Below are 22105 nucleotides of genomic sequence, written 5' to 3' on the forward strand. Positions count from 1 at the left end.
AAAGTGTCATGAACTACCTACCGGCAGCCACTCGCTCAGGCGTGGCTTAGCGGGCGACGGAACCTTCGGTGTAGTCATCGGTGGTCTTCCAGGAGAAGAGCTGGCGCAGTTCGCGGCCGGTGGCCTCGATCGGGTGAGCTTCGCCCTTGGCGCGCAGTGCCTTGAACTCCGGAGCTCCGGCGTCCTGGTCCTCGATGAAGCGCTTGGCGAAAGCACCGGTCTGGATGTCGGTGAGAACTGCCTTCATGTTCTCCTTGACCTCCGGGGTGATCACGCGCGGGCCCGAAACGTAGTCGCCGTACTCGGCGGTGTCCGAAACGCTCCAGCGCTGCTTGGCGATGCCGCCTTCCCACATGAGGTCAACGATGAGCTTGAGCTCGTGAAGTACCTCGAAGTAGGCGATTTCCGGCTTGTAGCCGGCTTCGGTCAGGGTCTCGAAGCCGTACTGCACCAGCTGCGACACGCCGCCGCAGAGAACAGCCTGTTCGCCGAAGAGGTCGGTCTCGGTCTCTTCGGTGAAGGTGGTCTCGATGACGCCGGCACGGGTGCCGCCGATGGCCTTAGCGTAGGACAGGGCCAGAGCCTTGGCTGAACCGGTAAAGTCCTGCTCCACGGCGATCAGGTCCGGGATGCCACGGCCTGCTTCGAATTCGCGGCGCACGGTGTGACCCGGTGCCTTCGGGGCCACCAGGGCGACGTCAACGTCGGCCGGCGGGGTGATGTAGCCGTAACGGATGTTGAAGCCGTGGCCGAAGAACAGGGCGTCGCCGGCCTGCAGGTTTCCGGCGATCTCGTCCTTGTAGACGTGGCGCTGGACCTGGTCCGGGGTCAGGATCATGATCAGGTCGGCTTCGGCTACTGCCTCGGCGACGGAGACCACGCGAAGGCCCTCGGCCTCGGCCTTGGCGATCGACTTGGAGCCGGCCTTCAAGCCAACGCGGACGTCGACGCCCGAGTCGCGCAGGTTCAGTGCGTGGGCGTGGCCCTGGGAGCCGTAGCCGATGATGGCAACGGTGCGGCCCTGGATGATCGAGAGGTCTACATCGTCGTCATAGTACATATCAGTCACTGTGGTATCTCCTTGGTATCAGTGTGAAGCTGGGGTGCGTTTTAGGCAGAGACGGAGCGCAGGGCGCGGTCCGACATCGATTTGGAGCCGCGTCCAACGGCAAGTGTGCCTGCCTGGACGATCTCGCGGATGCCGAACGGTTCAAGCACTGCCAGCAGCGCGTTGATCTTGTCGGCGTTGCCGGTGGCCTCAATGATGAGTGAATCGGTGGACACGTCCACCACGGAGGCACGGAAGAGGTCTGCGGCCTGGGTAACCTGCAAGCGGGTGGCCGCATCGGCGCGCACCTTGACCAGGATATGGTCTCGTTGCACCGAAGCCTCGGGCATCAATTCAACGATCTTGATGACGTTGATGAGTTTGTTCAGCTGCTTGGTGACCTGCTCGAGCAGGTCACCTTCGGCGTCGACGACCACGGTGATGCGGGAAATTCCCTTGTTCTCCGTGGGGCCAACGGCCAGCGAGTGGATGTTAAAGGCGCGGCGGGCAAAAAGACTTGCCACGCGGGTCAATACGCCCGGTACGTCTTCGACGAGTACGGAAAGAGTGTGACGTGCCATGGGATTTCTAGTCCTCTTCTTCCCACTCGGGCGTCATGCCACGAGCAATCTGGATCAGGTCGTTGCTCACGCCGGTGGGGACCATCGGCCAGACCATCGAGTCGCGGGAAACCACGAAGTCGATGACCACCGGGCGGTCGTTAATGGCTAGCGCCTGCTGGATGGTCGCGTCGATGTCCTCGTCGCGTTCGCAGCGCAGGCCCACGCAACCATAAGCGTCGGCAAGCTTCACGAAGTCCGGGACGCGCGCAGTTCCGTGACCGGTGTTCAAATCGGTGTTGGAGTAGCGGGAATCGTAGAACAGGGTCTGCCACTGGCGCACCATGCCCAATGAGGAGTTGTTGATGATCGCTACCTTGATCGGGATCTTGTTGATCACGCAGGTGGCGAGCTCCTGATTGGTCATCTGGAAGCAGCCGTCGCCATCAATGGCCCAGACGACGCGGTCTGGATTGCCGACCTTGGCGCCCATGGCCGCGGGAACCGAGTAGCCCATGGTGCCCAGACCGCCGGAGTTCAGCCAGGCGTGGGGGCGCTCGTACTTGATGAACTGGGCGGCCCACATCTGGTGCTGACCAACGCCGGCAACATACACGGCCTCAGGGCCGGTGAGCTCACCGATCCGCTGGATCACGTTCTGTGGTGCCGAAAGACCGTCGTTGGTGGGGGTGAACCCCATCGGGTAGGTCTCGCGCAGCCGGCCGATGGTGCTCCACCAGGCGGTGAGGTCCGGTGCGCCGCTTTCGGCAAAGCGGGCGCGGCAGGCCTCCGCCAGTTCCGGAATGATTTCCTTGACCGAACCGACGATCGGGATATCCGCCGTGCGGTTCTTGGAGATTTCTGCCGGGTCGATATCCGCGTGGATGACCTTCGCGTTGGGGGCGAAGGTGTGCAGCACACCGGTGACGCGGTCATCAAAACGCGCGCCGAGGGTGATGAGCAGATCCGACTGCTGCAACGCCGTAACGGCCGAAACCGATCCGTGCATGCCGGGCATGCCAACATGCAGTTCGTGGGAGTCCGGGAAGGCGCCGCGAGCCTGCAAGGTGGTGACCACCGGGGCGCCGACCAGCTCGGCGATTTCCTTCAGCTCTGCCGCGGCGTGAGCCTTGATCACACCACCGCCGACGTAGAACACCGGACGGGAAGAGGCGGCGATCAGCTTGGCAGCCTCACGCACCTGCTTGTTGTGTCCACGCACCACGGTCTTGTAGCCGGGCAAATCGATCTTCGGCGGCCAGGAGAATTCCATCATCGACTGCTGGGCATCCTTGGTGATGTCCACCAGCACCGGGCCGGGACGGCCGGTGGAGGCGATGTGGAAGGCCGAGGCCAGCATCCGTGGGATGTCGGCGGCCTTGGTCACCAGGAAGGAATGCTTGGTGATGGGCATGGTGATGCCCACGATGTCGGCTTCCTGGAACGCGTCCGAACCGATGAAGGCGCTGTGCACCTGACCGGTAATGGCAACCATTGGCACCGAGTCCATGTGCGCATCGGCAATGGCGGTGACCAGGTTGGTGGCGCCGGGGCCGGAGGTGGCGATGCAGACCCCGACCTCTCCGGTCACCATGGCGTAACCCTGGGCGGCATGGCCCGCGCCCTGTTCGTGGCGAACCAAGACGTGGTTGATCTTGGTGGAGTCCATGAGCGCGTCATAGGTGGGCATGATGGCCCCGCCCGGCAACCCAAAGACGTCTTTGACGCCCAATTCTTCCAGTGAGCGCACGATGGCATGTGAGCCCAGCATCTCGGTGGGAGCAATGATGTTATTCGGGCCCAGAACCAGGCTCGACGCTTCCACGACGGAAGAGACAGCGGCATCCTTGCTTCGGTTGGCGGGTTTGGCCGCCAGCCCTGGGCTGACGGGTGTTCCGTTACTCATGGGGATATGTCCTTCTCTATCTCTTCTTACTAACCCTGCACATAAAAAAACCCCAAATGGCACCTTGCGGCGTTTGGGGTTAGCGCGTCACCGAAGCCCTCCGTGTTGCGGAGGGGCTCAAGCTCAGCGCTTGATAACTAGTAGTACTTCGGTGCGGATCTGCATGTTCCCATTTTGGTCGCCGCCGGAGTCGGAGTCAAACAACCACGCCGTATATCTCACTATATGAGATAGGTGTCCGATGGGTGGACGCCGTGACGGCGGCCACCCATCAAAAAAGCTACTTCTTAGCCACAGTATGCGCCGGTGGAGGCCGAGTTGACCAGCTTGGCGTACTTGGCCAGCACACCGGTGGTGAACTTCGCCGGCAGCGGTGCCCATCCCACCTTGCGCGCTTCGAGTTCCGCTTCATCAACCAACAGGTCGAAGGAGCGTGCGGCGATGTCTACCCGAATCTTGTCCCCGTCCTTCACAAAGGCGATCGGGCCGCCGTCCACGGCCTCGGGCGCCACGTGGCCGATGCACAGGCCGGTGGTGCCACCGGAGAAGCGACCGTCGGTGAGCAGCAGGACGTCCTTGCCCAGACCCGCACCCTTAATGGCGCCGGTAATGGCGAGCATTTCGCGCATCCCGGGACCACCCTTGGGGCCCTCATAGCGGATGACCACCACGTCACCGGCGTGAATCTGACCGGCATCCAGGGCCGCAAGCGCACCCTGCTCGCGGTCAAAGACCCGTGCCGTGCCCTCAAAGACATCCGCATCAAATCCTGCGGACTTCACCACCGCCCCATCGGGGGCCATCGATCCGTGTAGCACCGTGATGCCACCGGTCTTGTGGATCGGATTATCCAGTGCGCGCAGAATCTTGCCATCCACATCCGGCGGGTTGATTGCCGCGAGGTTCTCGGCAACGGTCTTGCCGGTCACCGTCAGGCAGTCCCCGTGCAGCAGGCCCGCATCCAGCAGGGCCTTCATGATCACCGGCACGCCGCCGATCTTGTCCACGTCGGTCATCACATAACGACCGAAGGGCTTCAGGTCCCCCAGGTGCGGGATCTTGTCTCCGATGCGGTTGAAGTCGGCCAGGGTCAAATCAACCTCGGCCTCCCGGGCGATGGCCAAAAGGTGCAGCACGGCGTTGGTGGAACCACCGAAGGCCATGGTCACGGCGATCGCGTTCTCAAAGGCCTTCTTGGTCATGATGTCGCGGGCGGTGATGCCCTTGCGCAGCAGGTTCACTACCGCTTCGCCCGAGGCGCGGGCGAACATATCGCGGCGACGGTCGGCCGAGGGCGGGGCGGCCGAGCCGGGAAGGCTCATGCCCAGCGCCTCACCGATGCACGCCATGGTGTTGGCCGTATACATACCACCGCAGGCGCCCTCACCGGGGCAAATGGCTTTTTCGATGCGCGTGAGATCCTCGAGGCTCATCTTGCCAGCGGCGCAGGCGCCCACGGCTTCGAAGGCGTCAATGAGCGTGACTTCCTTTTCGCTGCCGTCTTCCAACTTGACCCAACCGGGCATGATCGACCCCGCGTACAGGAAGACCGAGGCCAAATCCAGACGGGCTGCTGCCATCAACATGCCCGGAAGCGACTTGTCACAACCGGCCAGCAGGACCGAACCATCAATGCGCTCGGCCTGCATCACCACCTCAACGGAGTCGGCGATAACCTCACGGGAGACCAGTGAGAAGTGCATGCCCTCGTGGCCCATGGAGATGCCATCGGACACCGAGATGGTGCCGAATTGCATCGGGAACCCGCCACCGGCGTGAACACCTTCCTTGGCACCGGCAGCCAAACGGTTCAGCGACAGGTTGCACGGGGTGATTTCGTTCCAGGAGCTGGCAACGCCAATCTGCGGCTTAGCAAAATCGTCATCACCCATCCCCACGGCGCGGAACATGCCACGGGCCGGAGCGGCATGGATGCCGTCGGTCACGACGCGGCTGCGAGGCTTGATATCTGGTGCTGTGTCCTGGCTCATGTCCTTGATTGTATGACCGCGTTGAATCACGGCGGAACCCATGACGGTTAACCGACATATTTCGCCGCGCGAATACGGGACACTTGTTCGAAACATCCATTGGATAGACTGGATCCCATGGAGACCCTCAACATTGATTCCAGTGACGATGTTCTCAAGCAGCTTTTACACGAGTCGTTTGATACTCAGATCCCCAACTTCGGCAGCTACAACCTCGTGGCAGCGACCGGTACCTCCGGTTCCGCTGGTCTGAAGGTCATCGGCTTTCGTCGTGAACCGGCAGAACTCATCCTCTGCCCCCTCAATCCCCAGACCTTGCGCCCCTCCGAGCGGGCGATCTCGGTGAATACCACCAATATTTACCACGTGGCTCTGGTCCTGGATGGTGGTTACGAGGTGGGCACCAGCACCGGACGCGTGTACCGATTCAACGTTCCCGCGCGACTCTCGGTGAACGTTCCGGGAACCACGGCAGGTCCGCGAACCGCCGGCATCTTGGCCCAGGACGAAGACGCTAAGGACTTTGCCGACTTCATGAATTCACTGATGGACCGCTTGGATCCGACGGTAACCGAAGCCGTCTAGCGACCCACCAGCTCAAACACCACGGGTGCCGTGGTCCAGTTTTACAACTGGACCACGGCACCTTTCGTTTCTCAACTGACTCGTGGGGCACCAACACTCCCCCGCGACTTATCGACCTCAAGCCGCATTAGGCCCAGGTATTACCCATGGATCACTCGTGCCCGGAACCTGTTGCGCGCCTAGCTTCACCTGACTCTTGAATCGGTATCGGCCGGAGCGTAGCTTGATTCCTAAGGCCTCAGTTAGGCCTCGTCGCAAGCCGAAGGACCGCAGGAGCCGCCACCCGCAAGTGAATCGAGAACGATCATGAGTCCAGATCCGGTGGAACCGATTCAAGCCCCACCGCCCACAAGCAACTCAAAACGCAGTGAACCCGCGCGTGGGACCCGCGCAGGAGTTATCTGAACCTTCACCGTCGGCGCGGTACTGCTGCTGATTCTGCTGATCATCTTCATGATTCAAAATCAGGATCACGTCACGGTGTATTTCCCGAGTTTCCATGGCCAATTGGCCTTGGACATCACGCTACCGATCGCTGCTCTCGCAGGCTCGTTGGTGGTGTCCATCGTGGGGGCGGTCCGCATCATCCAATGGCGCGCTCGTGCCCACTCCGCCAGCAAGTCACTAGCAAAAAACGTCAAGCGGGCTCGGCGAACCTCTTGGTGGCACCGGCGAAGAACCACCACCTCCACCGTTAACTAAGGAGCGGACGATGGAAGACATCACACCATTCATCCACACCACTCAACGAGATTCTCATCACCCGGCCGGCTTACGGCGTCGCTCAAAGGCCGGCCTCGTGGTGGTGGTCGCATGCCTGGCCGTGATGATCATTCTGGTGGTTCGGTCTGTGTTGCGGTTTATGCGCCGTCCCGAACCGGTGCCATATCGTGGCTCACAGAACGTGACCCGGCCGAAGAATGCACCCCCTGTCGTTGGGGACGCGCCCTGACGGCTCCGTTATACAGGTACTTTCGTTCGCTCGACCTTGGCGTGAATTCCTAGCGCTGTGGTCACAGCCCCTTTTCATCCTGAACAGGGAGCTGTAGTCTCGGTTCAGCATCACCATAGTGATGCGAACGCGAATGATGTAAGACTGAGCCTTCTTCCGAACGGAGATCGTCATGGGATTCATTGGTTGGATTATTTTGGGTCTAATAGCCGGAGCCATCGCCAAGGCGATCAAGCCGGGCGAGCAGGGCGGCGGTTGGCTCGCCACCCTACTTCTGGGTGTTGTCGGTGCCGTCCTGGGTGGCTGGATTGGATCCGCCATCTTCAAGGTGGGAATCGGTGACTTCTGGGACCTTTCCACCTGGTTGCTGGCCATCGGAGGCGCGTTACTGGTCCTGATTATCTGGGGCTTCCTGACCCGCAAAAAGGCGTAGTTCCTCAAATATGTAGGGTGGCGGCCTGTTCCCGGTTTTTGAACCGGGGACAGGCCGCCACCCTTTTCTATGAGTCTTTTAAGCCCTCGGCGCCAGAGGCTGGAGCATCCACCAAGTTTTCACCGGGTTCACCATTGCCCCATGCGGCAACCTGACGCTTGAGTAGTTTGACCATGCGAGGAAGGAAGGCCCCCGAATTGCCGCCATTGTGGGGAATGACCAAGGCGTTGGGCAGCTGCCATATTGGATGCTCTGCCGGAAGCGGCTCAGGGTCAAAGACATCCGAGGCACACCTGATCCGTCCGGTTTCTAACTCGGCCACCAGCGCATCGGTGTCAACCACCGGGCCTCGGGCGACATTAACGACGACGGCACCGTCGGGCAATGCCGCGAGTATTTGGGCGTTGATCAGGTGGTGCGTGCCAGCATTGTGCGGGACGATCAGGATCAGCACCTCGATGTCCCCGGCCCGGTGCAGAAGGTCATCGATGGCGAAGATCTCACCGTGGTCATCCGTGCGCGCCCGGGTGCCGAAGCGACTCAACTCAACGTCGAAGGGGACCAAACGTTTACGGATCTCCTCCCCGATGCCACCGACGCCCACGATGGCCACCTTGCGGTCGGCCAGCCCGGGCCACCGACGAGGGTTCCATCGTCTCTCCGCTTGGTCCCTCACCGATTCTCCAATTCCCCTCAGGGAGGCCAAAACCAACCCGAGGGCCAGCTCGGCCGTTCCCGCTGCATGGACTCCAGCGGCAGTGGATACAGAAACGTTGGGACCAACGAGATCATGAACGCCATCAAATCCGGTGGTCTGTGTTTGGACCAGTTGAAGATTAGAGGCACGGCGAATGCCGGCCAAACTAGCGACGCTGGCCATGTAGGGAAGGATCGCCACGTCGATTTCTCCGAGTTCGATTCCCTCGGGTTCCCCTTGGATGTCCCAAACGCCTGCCCGCAGACCGTCGGGCAATGGACCAACAGCTTCCAAAAGTTCGGCAGTGGGGAATGAGACAACGCGAAATGGCTTCATGTGATTTAGCCTAGGTCGGCGAATTGCCCCGCCCAAACACAACACCGAACATGTCTCCCCTTTCCCGAAGAGGAAGAATCGTGGCCTAGGCCACCTGACAAATGGCTCAACGGCCCAAATCAGGCCGATATTTGTGACCTCACTCGCAATGAGCCCCCTCGGTTTGCATTCGGCTCACAAGCTGGTAGAGTTTCATGTCGTTGCAGAGCGCGGGAGCCACGAACTCCTCGCAAAACAACAGCGCACCTCTAGCTCAATTGGCAGAGCAACTGACTCTTAATCAGTAGGTTTCGGGTTCAAGTCCCGAGGGGTGCACAGTGAGAAAGACCCGATCTGTTTCGACAGATCGGGTCTTTTGTTTTCCCCGCACGTCCTCGTGACGCGGGGCACGAGTTCCAAGGGCGCCGCAGCGACCCGGTGAATTCTGGGCCGGAGCACGAGGAGCTAGAAATCCATCGCGCCGCCTTGTCGACAGGCGCCCCTCGACTTCCCGAGCGTCAGCTACCGTGACGCGCTGACCATGCTTTTGAGGCAACGGCCAATACACCGTCGTGAATTGGGTTCGACTACGGCGATGCCTCCGTCGGTCAAAGCTGCACATATCGTCCGCGCAACCCCGCCTCGGCACTGGCCTCATAAAATCCACGCGGCCCAATAAAACACTAACGAGTACGTACGGCACCCCCAACAGCGCCGGCACAGTCAAGACCCCCACACTCAGGACTCGAGTCAACAGCGCGAGATCATTCTGCGAGTTCTCGCGACTAGGCGAATGACGAAGGATTCACGCGAACCTGGAAGCCGCTCCCCGCTGGCGGGAAAGCAATACGGATTCTCGGACACCCACTCACGCGCTCACCTGACCAAAAAGAGCCACCTTGTGTGCACCGTCACAAAACTGCTTCTAACGTCATTTCCGAGAAAACCCTGCGAAAACCCATCCTGATTCTCAAAAAACACCGACATTTCGGGATTTTTAGGATCGCTTTCGCGAAGAACCCGCCGATTTTTCTTCTGGGGCACTTTCTGGTTATGATTATCTGCGTCGCAAGGACGGGTTCCGCATGGAACGCCGACTGAAGCGGCTAAGCACCTCTAGCTCAATTGGCAGAGCAACTGACTCTTAATCAGTAGGTTTCGGGTTCAAGTCCCGAGGGGTGCACAGTGAGAAAGACCCGATCTGTTTCGACAGATCGGGTCTTTTGTTTTCTCCGGCCCCACCCTGCCTCGGAGCCACGTATGGCTACACGCTGAACGTCCTTCGAGCACTCACCAGCCGCTATTGCGAATTGCCGCTCGGGTCCTTGCCGAACGCGAACCCACTCTATTGGTGGCACCGGTGCGATGCACTCGAGTCTTTTGGTCCGCATGGGCACCGGCAGCCCCCGAAGCCGCGAATGCGACCCGTTGCGAGACTAATTCTTCAGGCAGGGCAAAACCTCCCCGGCGAGATGACTTTTTCCCCATGACGCTTCCTGTCTTCAGCCTCAACCTCAGTGATTGAGTTCAATCAATCACTGTACGTTAATTGCCACTCTGCCATCAAGTGCACCCGCTGTCGCTCTCGAACCCCCGCGCCACCCAGTCACGGAGCACCCAAAGTTTCCGCCGTCTTGGATAAGCTCGACACGAAGACCAACCAACAATCCTTCGCACTCGCGGACCCAACCCGCGGTGAGAGCCAAGATAACAAGGAGCATCCCTAGCCATGAGCGAAAACACTGCCGCCGAAGCCACACGACTGTCCCCCGGTGATGCAGCCCCAGATTTCACGCTTCCGGACGCACAAGGTAAAGAGCTTTCCCTCGCTTCCCTGCGCGGAAAGAAGACCATCGTCTACTTCTACCCGGCGGCTTCCACCCCGGGCTGCACTAAGCAAGCTTGTGACTTCAGGGATTCCTTAGAATCACTGACCGCGGCCGGATACCAGGTTGTCGGGATCTCACCCGATGCCTCTGCCAAACTGGCAAAGTTCACCGACGCGCAGGACCTCACCTTCCCGCTTTTGGCCGACGAGGATCACGCCGTCGCCGAGGCCTACGGCGCATGGGGCGAAAAGAAGAACTATGGACGCGTTTACGACGGGCTCATTCGTTCAACTTTTGTCATCGATGAAAGTGGCCGCGTTGAATTGGCGCAATACAACGTGCGTGCCACCGGGCATGTCGCCAAATTGCGTCGTGATTTGGGTCTCGATCCCAAATAGAGTTTCGCCCACAGCCCAAAAGCTGCAAACTCGACGCTGATTCTGCGCTAGACTAATTCCTGCCGAACTTCGAAAGCGGTTCACTGCCTTGCGAGCGTGGCGGAATTGGTAGACGCGCTGGATTTAGGTTCCAGTGTCTTCGGACGTGGGGGTTCAAGTCCCCCCGCTCGCACTACAGATCCAAAGGTATTCTCGGATATTGATGGATTCGCGCAGGGCCCCCGGGTGATCCCGGGGGCCCTGTTCGTTAACATGGAGCCCAAAACACTGACGAGGAGTCTTTGGTGCCAAGCCAGCCGCACTGCCCGGAACCACGCCGTGCCACCCGCCGAGCTTTTTTGGTCGGCGGAATGGGCCTCACCGCATTGGCACTGACCGGTTGCGACCCCAAGAATTCGCCCGCTCCCTCAACCTCGGGTACGAGCACCGCCCCCGTCATCCGGAGCTTCAACTTCGGAACGGCCGCCGAGCCGATGAATCTAGACCCCTCCTTGTCCGGGGATAACGAGACGTTCCGGATCACGCGGCAGATCTATGAAGGTCTCATTGGCGTGGACCGTGAGACTGGCGCCCCGATCCCGAAGCTGGCCACCAACTGGATCGTGAGTCCCGACCGCCTTCAGTTCACCTTCATCTTGCGCCGGGGCGTGAAATTCCACGACGGCACCGACTTCGACGCAGCCGCCGTGGTCGCAAACTTTGAGCACTGGATGGCACTACCCAGCGATGCACGAGCCAGCTCGGAGCAGGGCTTCCATCAGGTCTTTCGGCACCACGAAGAAATACCCAAACTGCCATCCACTATCCCCGAGTCCAAGCCAAGTGCCGATGCATCGGGTAGCAAGATCGTTGATCCAGAAGAACTTGCCGAGCACACCCGTGCCACCGCGCTGCTGGAATCGCTGCGCGATCAGCTCAAGGCCCAACCGTTTGTGGGAGCCAGCAGCGGCGGCAGCGCCAGCTACTTCGGATCCATTAAGGCCGCCGACACCTACACCGTGGTGCTCACCCTTCGCCAGCCCATCACCGGACTCATCGAGGCTCTCTCGCTTCCCGGTCTGGCCATCGCCTCACCTCAGGCCCTGGGCACTAAGCCGGTAGAAAACGGCCGGTACTCCTATATTTCGAGCCAGCCGGTGGGCACCGGTCCGTATGCGTTCGTTTCGTGGAAGGACAAGTCCGTCACGCTGCGAACTTTCCCGGATTATTGGAACACGGATTTAATGGCAGCTAACCCCACCGCACCGACCGTTGTGACCTTCAAGGAAATCAGCACTCCCGCCGGGCGTTTGGGCGCTCTGGGTCGCGAGGAAATCGACGGCTTCGACATGGTCACGCTGACCGGTCTGCGCGAGTTGGTCCGCGAGGGCAAACTCATTGTGCAACGCGATCCATACTCGGTCACCTACCTGGGGATGAACCGGACCAATAAGTGGCTCGCCAAGTCCGAATTCCGTCGGGCCCTTGCGCATGCCATCGACCGGCAGAAAGTCATCGAACAGTTCTACATCTCCGGTACCAAGGAGGCCCGCAGCTTTCTGCCTGCATCCCTGGGGATCGCCCCCTCGGAAACCTACTACGGTCCGGATACCCGCCTCACCAAGGAACTGATTGAGTCCAGCGGTTATGACGGCACACCCATCCCGTTCCTCTACCCCCTGAATATTTCGCGCGCCTACTTACCGTTGCCCGAGCTCATCTATGCCGAGATTTCCCGGCAGCTCTCGGCCGTCGGCATCATGGTGGCGCCCGTTCCCGTGGATTGGAACGACGGCTACGTCTCCAAGGTTCGTTCCGGAGAAGTTGCGGGGCTGCACCTTTTGGGATTCAACGGAGGCTATCGAGACCCCGACGACTTCATCGGCGGTCTCTTCTCCACGCCCACTCAACAATTTGGCTATGACTCCCCGGTGCTCAAGGCTCAGGTGCTATTGGCCCGCTCGATCCCTACGGGCGATGAACGCACCAACGCCTACAAGGAAATCTCCACGACGCTGGCCCGCGATCTGCCAGCACTGCCGTTGGTCTTCCCGATTTCGGCCCTGGCCTTTAACGACAATGTGAAGAACTACCCGTCTTCGCCCGTCCTAGATGAAGTCTTCTCCGACGTGAGGCTGAACACTTAACCCCGGGGATGTCAAGGCTTCAATTTCTTAGACACCCTCGTTTGGCGCTAGTCTTGCGTAGAGTCTAGAAGAACTTTCAATGGAGAACCCCTCGTGCCTTCTGAATCCACAAGTCAGTCTTTCGACGTCGTACTAATCGGCGCCGGCATCATGAGCTCAACGCTCGGAACCCTGATCAAACAATTGGAGCCGGGGTGGAGCATTGGACTTTTCGAGAATTTGGAAGAGGCCGGTCTCGAGTCCTCCTCCCCTTGGAACAACGCCGGCACCGGTCACTCGGCACTGTGCGAACTGAACTACACCGCGGCAGGCCCGGACGGATCCGTCAATCCGGCCAAGGCCATTGGTATCAATGAGCAGTTCCAGGTGACGCGCCAGTTCCTCGCCCACTTGGTGAAGAACAAGCAGGTCGGAGATCCGAGCAGCTTCATCAATGCGCTGCCGCACATGAGCTTTGTCATCGGTGACGACAATGCCAAATACCTCAAGACCCGCTATGAGGCGCTGAAGCCGAATACGCTGTTCAACGAGATTGAGCACACCGAGGATTTGGACACCATCAAGTCTTGGACTCCGTTGGTGGCCAATGGCCGCAACGAATCCGAGCGCGTGGCAGCCTCCCGCGTTGCCTCCGGCACCGATGTGGACTTCGGTTCACTGACCCGCCAGCTGACCAAGGACCTTGCCAGCAAGGGCGTCGAGGTTAACTTCGGCCACCGAGTCACCGGCATCAAGCGCGATGGCGCGGGCTGGGAAATAGCCGTCCGCAACAACGCCTCCAAGGTCAAGCGCTCGGTCAAGGCGAAGTTCGTGTTCGTGGGTGCCGGCGGTGGCGCCCTGGGTCTGCTGCAGAAGGCTGGAATCGACGAGATCAAGGGCTTCGGCGGATTCCCGGTCTCCGGGCAGTTCTTGCGTTGCACCGACGATGCAATCATCAACCAGCACCACGCCAAGGTCTACGGCCAGGCGTCCGTTGGTGCCCCGCCAATGAGCGTTCCGCACCTCGACACCCGCTTTGTTGACGGCAAGCGTTCGCTGATGTTCGGCCCCTACGCCGGCTTCTCGACCAACTTCCTGAAGACTTCCTCATTGCTGGACCTTCCGCTGTCCATCCGTCCGCACAACATCCTTCCGATGCTGGCCGTGGGCAAGGACAACCTGGATCTGACCACTTACCTGATCAAGGAAGTGCTCAAGTCCCGCTCGAAGAAGGACGACGCCCTGCGCGAGTACCTGCCCGAGGCAGTTGGCGATAAGTGGGAGCTGATCACCGCCGGACAGCGCGTCCAGGTCATCAAGAAGGATGCCAAGAAGGGCGGCGTGCTGCAGTTCGGTACCGAGGTCATCACCTCCGCCGACGGCACCATCTCCGGTCTGCTCGGCGCCTCCCCCGGAGCCTCGACGGCAACGCCGATCATGCTCGATTTGCTGGGCCGCTGCTTCCCGAAGCAGTTCGCTGGCTGGGAGACCAAGCTCAAGGACATCATCCCGTCCTACGGCCAGAAACTGAACGAGAACCCGGCGCTCTACGCCGAGGTTCGTGCCGAGACCGATAAGGTTCTCAAGCTCGCCTAGTCGTGCGCGCCCAAGAGCCCGGCATCCCCGGCGAGTTCTAGCGGTCGTTGCAACACCCAGATCGTTGGGAGTTGCGACGACCGTGTCGTCTTTAACGAAGAAATCGCTAACTGACAGGAAGCCTTCGACTCCACGGAAGTACTCGCCCAAGGAGTCCAAGGATTCCTCAGCGTCTTGGATCGGACCGGGAACGTATCTGCAGCTGCCACGGAGCTCGGGTTAAATCGCAACACGTGCTATCAGTGGGCCCGCGCACTCGCTTTTGGCGCCAACCCGTCGGGCAGTAGTGCCAGAGGAAAGAAGAAAACCAAATACACCCAAAATCAAAAAGGATGCATTCTTCTCCTCCTTGGACCGCCGTGGAAGTGTTTCGGTGGGTGCGCGCGAGGTCGACATCCCCCTGGGAACTTGTTTCCACTGGACGCGCAAGGCCCGTGTGTTGGCGGTGGTGTCGCACGCGGGGAAGCGGGAGGAATACCTGCGGCTGCGCAACACAGGGGCGTCCCAAAAGGAAGCAGCCGCAGGTGCGGGTGCAGATATCCGCAGTGGCCGGGACTGGGAGAAGGCGATCCGCAGGACCAAAAACATACGCATTCACGCAGATGGCCGCATTGTCGACTGCAAATATGGGGTGACTACTTACATCCCAGTCGAGGGCTAGGCTTTCATCGCTCCGTTTCCCGGGCTTGCAGCACCGGAAAAGCCAATCAGCGCACGCTACCTTTTCCTGCCGGAACGTGAACAGATCCGTGACCAGTTGGCGGCCGGCTCCTCGATGCGCGCCATCGCCCGGGCGCTGGGCCGGCCGGATTCGACCGTGACCCGGGAGATCGCCCGCGACACCGACCCAACGGCTACCAGCCATACGCCGCGCGCCGGGCAGTGGCCAAACGAAGGCCACGCCCCAAGACCAGCAAACTCGCTTGCGAGGGAACCTTGCGAAAATACGTCGAAGCCAAGTTGCTCCTAGGCTGGTCACCGGAGCAAATCAGCAACAGGCTTAGGAAGCTGCTCCCCCGACAGGCTGGAGTTCCACGTGTGCGCCGCAACGATCTATCAGGTCCTTCTACTTCCAAGCCCGCGGCGTTGCGCACCGGCCGCGCCCACCGGAAGACACGCACCAATCCGGAGAAGCGCACGAGCCGGTTCCGGGATCCGATGATCAACATTTCCGAGCGTCGCTCGGAGGTCGAGGACCGTGCCGTGCCAGGTCGTTGGGAAGGCGACCCGATCACCGGGACACTGAATCAGCCGGCGATCGCGACCTTGGTCGAGCGAACCACCCGTTACGTCTTGCTCGCCCACCTCGACGGCGACCACACCGCCGAAACCGTCCGCGACGGCCCCTTCAAGGCCATGGGCGGACTGTCCGAAATCCTCAGGGGATCCCTGACCTTGGACCAGGGCGCCGAGTTGGCCACGCACAAGACCTTTTCCATGGCCACCGACATGGATGTCTACTTCTGCGACCCGGCCAGCCCCTGGCAGCGAGGGTCCAACATCCGGGGACCACTCCACTACTGCGCCAGTACTTCCCCAAGGGAACTGACCTCAGTATTCAAGGACCCAAAGAATTGGAACGGGTCGCTAACCTGCTCAACGGACGACCACGCAAGACGCTCGGCTAGGAGACCTCAACCGGGCGCCTGCGTGAACTACTATTGGCAGCCTAGCCACCAGTTGTTGCAACGACTCCCAAAATTGGCCCCTCAGGGGCTGGCGGGCTTTTGCGTTGGCAGGCATCTTGGAGATCTATTTCGTTGGCGATATAGCAACGGCGCATGCGACCGAGGCTTCATTAAACACGTTTGGCGCCCGCGCACCCTTGCTCGGGCCAGGGCGAGATGATTATCTGGAATAGGTGAACGGGAACATTCTTCGCTCAGTGTGATGGATGGCATCGGATCCGCCGCGCAAACACGGGGGAAGTTTCTTGGACAGCAATGCGCAAATCGCCCCACTGGCGTGGAGAAGACACGGGCTTCGCGTCATGGAGGACCATTCGATTTCGCCGATGGTCAATTCAGGGAATCCAGCCCTATTTTGAAAATGCTCGCGGCTCTTAAAAACGTTTAGCCGCACTACTCGCCTCGGATGTGGTCTTGGATTCCGGGCATATCAGTTGGGCTGCACGCCTTTCCAGCAAGTACCCGATGGTTGAGGTGCGGGTGGCCGATGCACAACTCAGGGCCCACGATTCGGTGCTGCTGGCGTTGATAGTGCAGGCGCTCGTGGAAGCCAGCCGGGATGAGGCACCGGTCGGTGACAGCCTGATGCCAGAAACGCTCGATCTTGCCCTCTGGCAATCGGCATAGCATCGTCTCGCTGGGCCGAAGTGTGATCCGGTATCCGCCATCGAGTCACTACGCGGGCTACGGTTGAAACACTACTAGAACACATAACGTCGACTTTGGCCGTGAATAACGATACCGGTACGTCACCGAGTGGTTGGACCGATTATTGCGCCCGGGCACGGGCGCGGAACGTCAACGACGCTGTTTCGCGCAAGGCGGGCTTTCCCGGGTGGTCCTCGATGCCAGGGAGGAATTGACCGACAGCAGTGCCCCCTACAATCCGACTGCCGCTCCACACGGCACAAAGGAATACCTTCAGTCTGAATCACCTCGCTTCGGAAAACTCAAGCCTTCTCCAGCCCGATCCCCGAACGAGGCTTGAAAAGTCAAGAATCCAATGCTTCGCTTGACCCGGAACGGGAAACGGAAATAAAGTCGCGTGCTGATCCCGGCAGTGGGCAGCCCACACGTACTGGACGACAGATATGCCAAGACCGGTAAGGAAAATGATGTTTGGCCACGGATTTGTTTATGTATTGCGCAATGCAAAGAGCGTCGTTTACGGACCGCACGGTAAAAAGATCGGGACCCTTGGCAACATCTTCATGGATGTTTCCACTGGTGATGCAGACTACGTGACGGTCCATCTGGGCCCGTTCGGCGCAAGAGAAAACTTCGTCTCCCTTGAGGGAGCGACGATGGAGAACGGGCATCTACAGGTGGCTTTCGAAAAAACCCTGATCTTGGGTGCACCAGACGTTGCCCCCTTCGGGGAACTACGGGATCAGGACAAGAACTTACTTGATAGGTACTACTCGGTGGTGAACCGCGCGGCTTAAGTCGCGAGGTTCACCACCACGTATCCCGGCGGGGAACCTAAACCGAGCATCGCGGGTGGCTGACAGCATCAGCCTGTCACCACGATCGGGACCCGAAGCACTTGCGTGCACCGGATCTACAGGGATTCCACCGAGCTATCTCAGTAGCCCAGCCGTGGGATCGGGATTTGGCATCGGATCGGGGTCGGGGGCCGGATCCGGGAAAAGCGGCGGGTCAACAATTGGCCCGGGAGCCGGTGGCCGCTCGTAGGGCCCGGGTTCGGGTGCCGGGGCCCTGGCGGTTTGGCCGGACCATGGGTCGGCGGATAGGGCGGTTCTGGCATCGGCGGCGGGGCCGCGGGTGGTTGGGGCTCCGGTCCATGTTGCGGCGGAATAGTTTCGCCGATCGTGCGGATCAGCGGGTCGATGCCACGTGGATTTCGGATGGACATGTATCTCCTCGTCAACATCGAGTTGAACTGCGTTCCGCTTGTCCGGTGGGTGCCCGGCATGGAATTTCGATGTCCTGCGGCACCCTCAGGAATGTCCGTCCTTGCACGAGACAACCACCGAATCCACCCCTATAGGCCTCGCCGGGGATGAGCGCCGATTGCTGATCCAGGGCAAGAACACAGGCAGGTTTCATCCGTCGCCCGCGTAATCCCCGTCAAACTACAGCGGCCCCAATAGCGCAATCTTTCCGCTCAGTTGAGCAGCGGCAACGATCCACCCGCCGGGGAACACCATTCACCAGTTCGGGCAGTCAGTAGCTTGAAGCCAATGCCCATACCGCGGAACTGCGTCCTATCTCGAATATCTTCTATTGGCGTGGTGAGAATTTGCGTGGATATTCTTCAATCTTTTCGTGGCGTTCGAAGTTCATCGAAAAATCAGCTTCAGGCATTTGAATTGGTCATATAAGCGGCAATAGTCACCGTAATTTGCATTTTTCTTGCTACGCTTGACGACGTATTGGAATTGCTTGTGCACCGTATTTTATTGACACGGATCATTCGTCGCTAACCCCGCAGAGAGATTCATGAAAATAACATAATTCCAATCACCATCACTCGCACATTTTCGGAGGATTTATGGAAAACCCACACAAGTCGTCGGGCATTCCGGCATGGAGGCGCCACTTGGGCCGTTCTCTTGCCGTCCTGGCAGCGGCTTCGCTTTTGCCCATCGTCGCGGTCAACCCCGCACATGCAGCAGTAACCGAGATTGAAGATAACGGCAGCTCAGACACCGCCACCGTTCTCAAACTCAACACCGAGTATTCGGGCACATCGTATAACCAGGACTACTGGGACGAAGACTATTTTGCCGTCGATATCCCCAGTGCTGGTCGTACGAAAATTGATTTCAAGTTCCCTGCGAATCTTGGCACCGAACGAGCCTACAATTTTGAAGTCCTCAACTTCGACGGAGATGCACTCTACGAATTAGAGGTTCCCGCAAGCGCTAACAACGGTTCATGGCTAGCAGCTCAAGGAACGTTTTTCCCCAAGGGCCGCAGCTACATCAAGGTCAGCGGGTCATCAGGCGACAAGACATGGGGGAAGAAATATACCCTGAATGTCAGCCACACCCCTGGAAACGCCGAATCCGAATTCAACGATGATGATGGGAAGGCCAATGTTCTCAAACTGGGAACAACCTACTCTGCGTCGTCACTTACATCTTCCGGTAGCGACGACGACTACTACGCGGTGGACATTCCCAGCAACGGGCGGACAAAGCTCGATCTCAAATTCCCGGCAAATTTGGGCACCCGTGAGGCCTACGAGGTCTTCGTCTACAATGTAGACGGAGAAGAACAATACCTCTTCGACGTCCCGGCAAATGCAAGCGATGGATCGTTTCTCGCATCACAAGGTACATTCATGCCGAAGGGCCGAGCCTACATCCGGGTGCGTGGATCCGATAGCTGGGAAACCTGGGGTAAAACTTACTCGCTCAATGTCAGCCACGCGGCTGGCGTCGTAGAAACCGAACCGAATAACTCAACCTCGGCCGCGGACCTCATCAAGCTCGGCACCACATACTCGGGTTCCATCCTCCGTGGTGGCACAGGAGACGAAGACTTCTACGCATTGGACATCCCATATAGCGGTCGCACAAAACTCGACTTCAAGTTCCCTGCTAACCTCGGCACGCAGACCGCTTACAACATAACGGTTATGGACGATTCCGAAGAAAATCTGTACAGCTTCGCCGTCCCGGGAAACGCCCACAATGGCACTTGGCTTGCATCACAGGCAATGTACCTTCCCAAGGGACGTATATACATTCAAATTGATGGACCCTGGTACGGAAATTCCCTCGGCAAGACTTACACATTGGGCGCTTCCCATTCATCAGGAAACGTCGAAACCGAATTCAACCAGGACACCGCCACCGCAAATGCGATCAAGTTGGGCACCACTTATTCCGGTTCGTCCCTGAGCGCCGAGGGGTCCGATTACGACTACTTCGCTGTCAATATGCCATCGGCTGGCAGGATCAGCCTGGATCTGAAGTACCCCGCAGGTTTGAGCGGCTACGGCTCCTACGACGTGGATGTGTTCAACGGCGAGGATGATCGAATCTTCGATTTCGATCTCAAGCCAAATCATGCAAACGGTGTTTGGCTTGCCGGGCAGCCCATCTCGTTGCCCAAGGGACGCTCATACATCTCAATCGCAGGGTCCTCCAGCGACGGTACTTGGGGTAAGACTTACACCCTGAAGGCAACTGCCGCATTTACATCCGTCCCGACCCCGACGATCACCGGCACCGCGAAGGCCGGAGCCACGCTCAAGGCCAACGCAGGAACCTGGAAGCCAGGGCCTGTTGCCCTAAAATACCAGTGGAAGCGCGACGGCAAAGCAATTTCCAAGGCCACCAAATCAACCTACAAACTAACCACGGCCGATACCGGTAAAAAGATCGCCGTCACCATCACCGGCGCAAAGACCGGTTACAAGACGGTATCTAAAACCAGCACCGCCAAGACCGTAGCGCTGCTGGCCCTAAGTGGCACCCCGACCCCGACGATCACCGGCACCGCGAAGGCCGGAGCCACGCTCAAGGCCAACGCAGGAACCTGGAAGCCAGGGCCTGTTGCCCTAAAATACCAGTGGAAGCGCGACGGCAAAGCAATTTCCAAGGCCACCAAATCAACCTACAAACTAACCACGGCCGATACCGGTAAAAAGATCGCCGTCACCATCACCGGCGCAAAGACCGGTTACAAGACGGTATCTAAAACCAGCACCGCCAAGACCGTAGCGCTGCTGGCCCTAAGTGGCACCCCGACCCCGACGATCACCGGCACCGCGAAGGCCGGAGCCACGCTCAAGGCCAACGCAGGAACCTGGAAGCCAGGGCCTGTTGCCCTGAAATACCAGTGGAAGCGCGACGGCAAAGCAATTTCCAAGGCCACCAAGTCAACCTACAAACTAACCACGGCCGATCGACGCAAGAAGATCACTGTCACCATCTCCGGGGCAAAGGCCGGCTACAAGACGGTGGCAAAGACGAGCGCAAGCAAGACCATAGCGAAGTAAATTTTCGTTAGCCTTCCATGCATGATTTTCTCGCATGGAAGTGGCTGAGTCGGCGGGGTATTCCTTTCGGAATACCCCGCCAACTTTCGTTCGACCAACGCCCGTCTGCTTTGCACCGTTCATAGGAGTATCTCGGCAGGTCTTGGACTGCGACTGCCCCCCTTCCCGGAACCGCCGCCCTTTATGTAAACCTCTTCTCAAGCATCAGCGCCAACCAGCCTTCAGCTCACGATGATGACACAACCCATGACAACGTAATCACGCAGCCTCAGCGCTTCACGCGCAAAGGCGCGTCCGGCCTCAAGCAAACGCGAAGCAAAATGAACTGTGCGATCCACGTTTTCCGGTTCGATGTTGAACTGGGCCCCGTTGGCCACCGCGCCAAAAGCCAACGGATCACTACATGACCCCGCCGGGCGCTGGCAGTAAGTTCTTCAATGGTCATTCGCCGCAAACACAACATGTGTAGCTCAACTGCGGCAGCGCAACCGTGCTTTGGACTCGTGAACTGTGGGGTACCAAAAATCGCCAAAACCTTGGGGAAACCTTGTACAACGCCTCGCACACTCTGACGCTCTTTTACACCCCATTTCGGCACGGAGCATACTGGGCATCACTACAGCGGAAGGAAGACCGAAAAGCCCCCGATAGGGCAGCATCGGTGAGATTGCCGCCCCGGGGCTCTTCTGGCACTAGGGGTGTCGAAAACATGCTCCCAACTTGGGAAAAACACTATACGGCTCGCCATCGGTTTCACGGTATGGAACCCGTCCACGACGACCCGGGGCAATAGCCGTTGCTTTCACGACGAGCCCTAGTCATCACCCTTGGCTCGACACTTGCTCTATCCACATCAAAGACGACGGACCGGGTTCGACCCGGGATCGGTGCCTCCCGAACGGCTGGGGATCACCGAGTCGATCCTGGGCTGCGTGCGCAAGGACAGCGGGGAAGCCCGCATTGATTCGGCGCCAGGGCACGGCACGACTGTAACTCTGTGCTGGTCAAGTGGTGGAAGCGGAAATGG

The 22105-nt window shown here is 59.3% G+C and carries 15 protein-coding genes, 3 tRNA genes and 1 pseudogene; 13 read left to right on the forward strand and 6 right to left on the reverse strand.

Annotated elements, in window-relative coordinates:
- Nucleotides 1-46: 46 nt before the first annotated feature.
- From ilvC to ilvD, 4 genes are all read right to left on the reverse strand, one after another.
- A complete protein-coding gene (gene ilvC, locus KUF55_RS10710; RefSeq protein WP_218816632.1) occupies nt 47-1069 on the reverse strand; it encodes a ketol-acid reductoisomerase in 1023 nt (340 codons plus the stop codon).
- Between the two features lie 41 nt (nt 1070-1110).
- Entirely contained in the window at nt 1111-1629 is a 519-nt protein-coding gene (ilvN, locus tag KUF55_RS10715; RefSeq protein ID WP_132358147.1) for an acetolactate synthase small subunit, read from the reverse strand.
- Between the two features lie 7 nt (nt 1630-1636).
- Nucleotides 1637-3514, reverse strand: a complete 1878-nt coding sequence (locus tag KUF55_RS10720) for an acetolactate synthase large subunit (protein ID WP_218816633.1) — start codon at nt 3512-3514, stop codon at nt 1637-1639.
- 287 nt (nt 3515-3801) lie between these two features.
- A complete protein-coding gene (gene ilvD, locus KUF55_RS10725) occupies nt 3802-5505 on the reverse strand; it encodes a dihydroxy-acid dehydratase (protein WP_132358151.1) in 1704 nt (567 codons plus the stop codon).
- 117 nt (nt 5506-5622) lie between these two features.
- On the opposite strand from ilvD, the gene KUF55_RS10730 reads away from it, so the two are divergent.
- The 3 genes from KUF55_RS10730 to KUF55_RS10740 all read left to right on the forward strand — a co-directional run bounded on the left by KUF55_RS10730 (nt 5623) and on the right by KUF55_RS10740 (nt 7475).
- Entirely contained in the window at nt 5623-6090 is a 468-nt protein-coding gene (locus KUF55_RS10730; RefSeq protein WP_218816634.1) for a hypothetical protein, read from the forward strand.
- A gap of 453 nt (nt 6091-6543) precedes the next feature.
- The gene (locus tag KUF55_RS10735) at nt 6544-6792 is read left to right on the forward strand and encodes a LapA family protein (RefSeq protein ID WP_218816635.1); all 249 of its coding nucleotides are present in this window, start codon (nt 6544-6546) and stop codon (nt 6790-6792) included.
- Nucleotides 6793-7214: 422 nt separating this feature from the next.
- Nucleotides 7215-7475, forward strand: a complete 261-nt coding sequence (locus KUF55_RS10740; protein WP_132358159.1) for a GlsB/YeaQ/YmgE family stress response membrane protein — start codon at nt 7215-7217, stop codon at nt 7473-7475.
- A gap of 67 nt (nt 7476-7542) precedes the next feature.
- On the opposite strand, the gene KUF55_RS10745 is transcribed toward KUF55_RS10740, so the two are convergent.
- On the reverse strand, nt 7543-8508 hold the full coding sequence (locus KUF55_RS10745) for a 2-hydroxyacid dehydrogenase (protein WP_218816636.1): 966 nt from the start codon (nt 8506-8508) through the stop codon (nt 7543-7545).
- Nucleotides 8509-8750: 242 nt separating this feature from the next.
- Between KUF55_RS10745 and KUF55_RS10750 the strand changes: the two genes are divergently transcribed.
- The 10 genes and pseudogenes from KUF55_RS10750 (at nt 8751) to KUF55_RS10795 (ending at nt 21078) form a co-directional block, all read left to right on the forward strand.
- Nucleotides 8751-8823 (forward strand) — tRNA-Lys (locus tag KUF55_RS10750).
- Between the two features lie 774 nt (nt 8824-9597).
- Nucleotides 9598-9670 (forward strand) — tRNA-Lys (locus tag KUF55_RS10755).
- 546 nt (nt 9671-10216) lie between these two features.
- A complete protein-coding gene (gene bcp / locus KUF55_RS10760) occupies nt 10217-10714 on the forward strand; it encodes a thioredoxin-dependent thiol peroxidase (RefSeq protein ID WP_218816637.1) in 498 nt (165 codons plus the stop codon).
- Nucleotides 10715-10804: 90 nt separating this feature from the next.
- Nucleotides 10805-10886, forward strand: a tRNA-Leu gene (locus KUF55_RS10765).
- Between the two features lie 112 nt (nt 10887-10998).
- A complete protein-coding gene (locus KUF55_RS10770) occupies nt 10999-12840 on the forward strand; it encodes an ABC transporter substrate-binding protein (protein WP_218816638.1) in 1842 nt (613 codons plus the stop codon).
- Between the two features lie 93 nt (nt 12841-12933).
- On the forward strand, nt 12934-14415 hold the full coding sequence (locus KUF55_RS10775; RefSeq protein ID WP_218816639.1) for a malate:quinone oxidoreductase: 1482 nt from the start codon (nt 12934-12936) through the stop codon (nt 14413-14415).
- A 667-nt stretch (nt 14416-15082) separates the two neighbouring features.
- Nucleotides 15083-16043 (forward strand): annotated as a pseudogene (locus KUF55_RS10780) (IS30 family transposase).
- Between the two features lie 474 nt (nt 16044-16517).
- Nucleotides 16518-16730 (forward strand): hypothetical protein, encoded by a 213-nt coding sequence (locus tag KUF55_RS10785; protein WP_218816640.1) that lies wholly within the window; start codon nt 16518-16520, stop codon nt 16728-16730.
- Between the two features lie 485 nt (nt 16731-17215).
- A complete protein-coding gene (locus KUF55_RS10790) occupies nt 17216-17548 on the forward strand; it encodes a hypothetical protein (protein WP_218816641.1) in 333 nt (110 codons plus the stop codon).
- Nucleotides 17549-18666: 1118 nt separating this feature from the next.
- Entirely contained in the window at nt 18667-21078 is a 2412-nt protein-coding gene (locus KUF55_RS10795; protein WP_218816642.1) for a hypothetical protein, read from the forward strand.
- A 221-nt stretch (nt 21079-21299) separates the two neighbouring features.
- Here the strand turns inward: KUF55_RS10795 and KUF55_RS10800 are convergent, their stop codons facing one another.
- Nucleotides 21300-21470 carry a hypothetical protein gene (locus tag KUF55_RS10800; RefSeq protein WP_218816643.1) on the reverse strand — a complete coding sequence of 57 codons (171 nt, stop codon included), beginning with the start codon at nt 21468-21470 and terminating at the stop codon, nt 21300-21302.
- Between the last annotated feature and the right edge of the window lie 635 nt (nt 21471-22105).

It is taken from the genome of Paeniglutamicibacter sp. Y32M11 (assembly GCF_019285735.1).
Lineage (GTDB): Bacteria > Actinomycetota > Actinomycetes > Actinomycetales > Micrococcaceae > Paeniglutamicibacter.

What these genes read in the sequence shown, in the direction of transcription:
- ilvN (WP_132358147.1), bottom strand. Translation starts at nt 1,629, where the DNA reads ATGGCACGTCACACTCTTTCCGTACTCGTCGAAGACGTACCGGGCGTA.
- KUF55_RS10720 (WP_218816633.1), bottom strand. Translation starts at nt 3,514, where the DNA reads ATGAGTAACGGAACACCCGTCAGCCCAGGGCTGGCGGCCAAACCCGCC.
- ilvD (WP_132358151.1), bottom strand. Translation starts at nt 5,505, where the DNA reads ATGAGCCAGGACACAGCACCAGATATCAAGCCTCGCAGCCGCGTCGTG.
- KUF55_RS10730 (WP_218816634.1), top strand. Translation starts at nt 5,623, where the DNA reads ATGGAGACCCTCAACATTGATTCCAGTGACGATGTTCTCAAGCAGCTT.
- KUF55_RS10735 (WP_218816635.1), top strand. Translation starts at nt 6,544, where the DNA reads ATGATTCAAAATCAGGATCACGTCACGGTGTATTTCCCGAGTTTCCAT.
- KUF55_RS10740 (WP_132358159.1), top strand. Translation starts at nt 7,215, where the DNA reads ATGGGATTCATTGGTTGGATTATTTTGGGTCTAATAGCCGGAGCCATC.
- KUF55_RS10745 (WP_218816636.1), bottom strand. Translation starts at nt 8,508, where the DNA reads ATGAAGCCATTTCGCGTTGTCTCATTCCCCACTGCCGAACTTTTGGAA.
- bcp (WP_218816637.1), top strand. Translation starts at nt 10,217, where the DNA reads ATGAGCGAAAACACTGCCGCCGAAGCCACACGACTGTCCCCCGGTGAT.
- KUF55_RS10790 (WP_218816641.1), top strand. Translation starts at nt 17,216, where the DNA reads ATGATGTTTGGCCACGGATTTGTTTATGTATTGCGCAATGCAAAGAGC.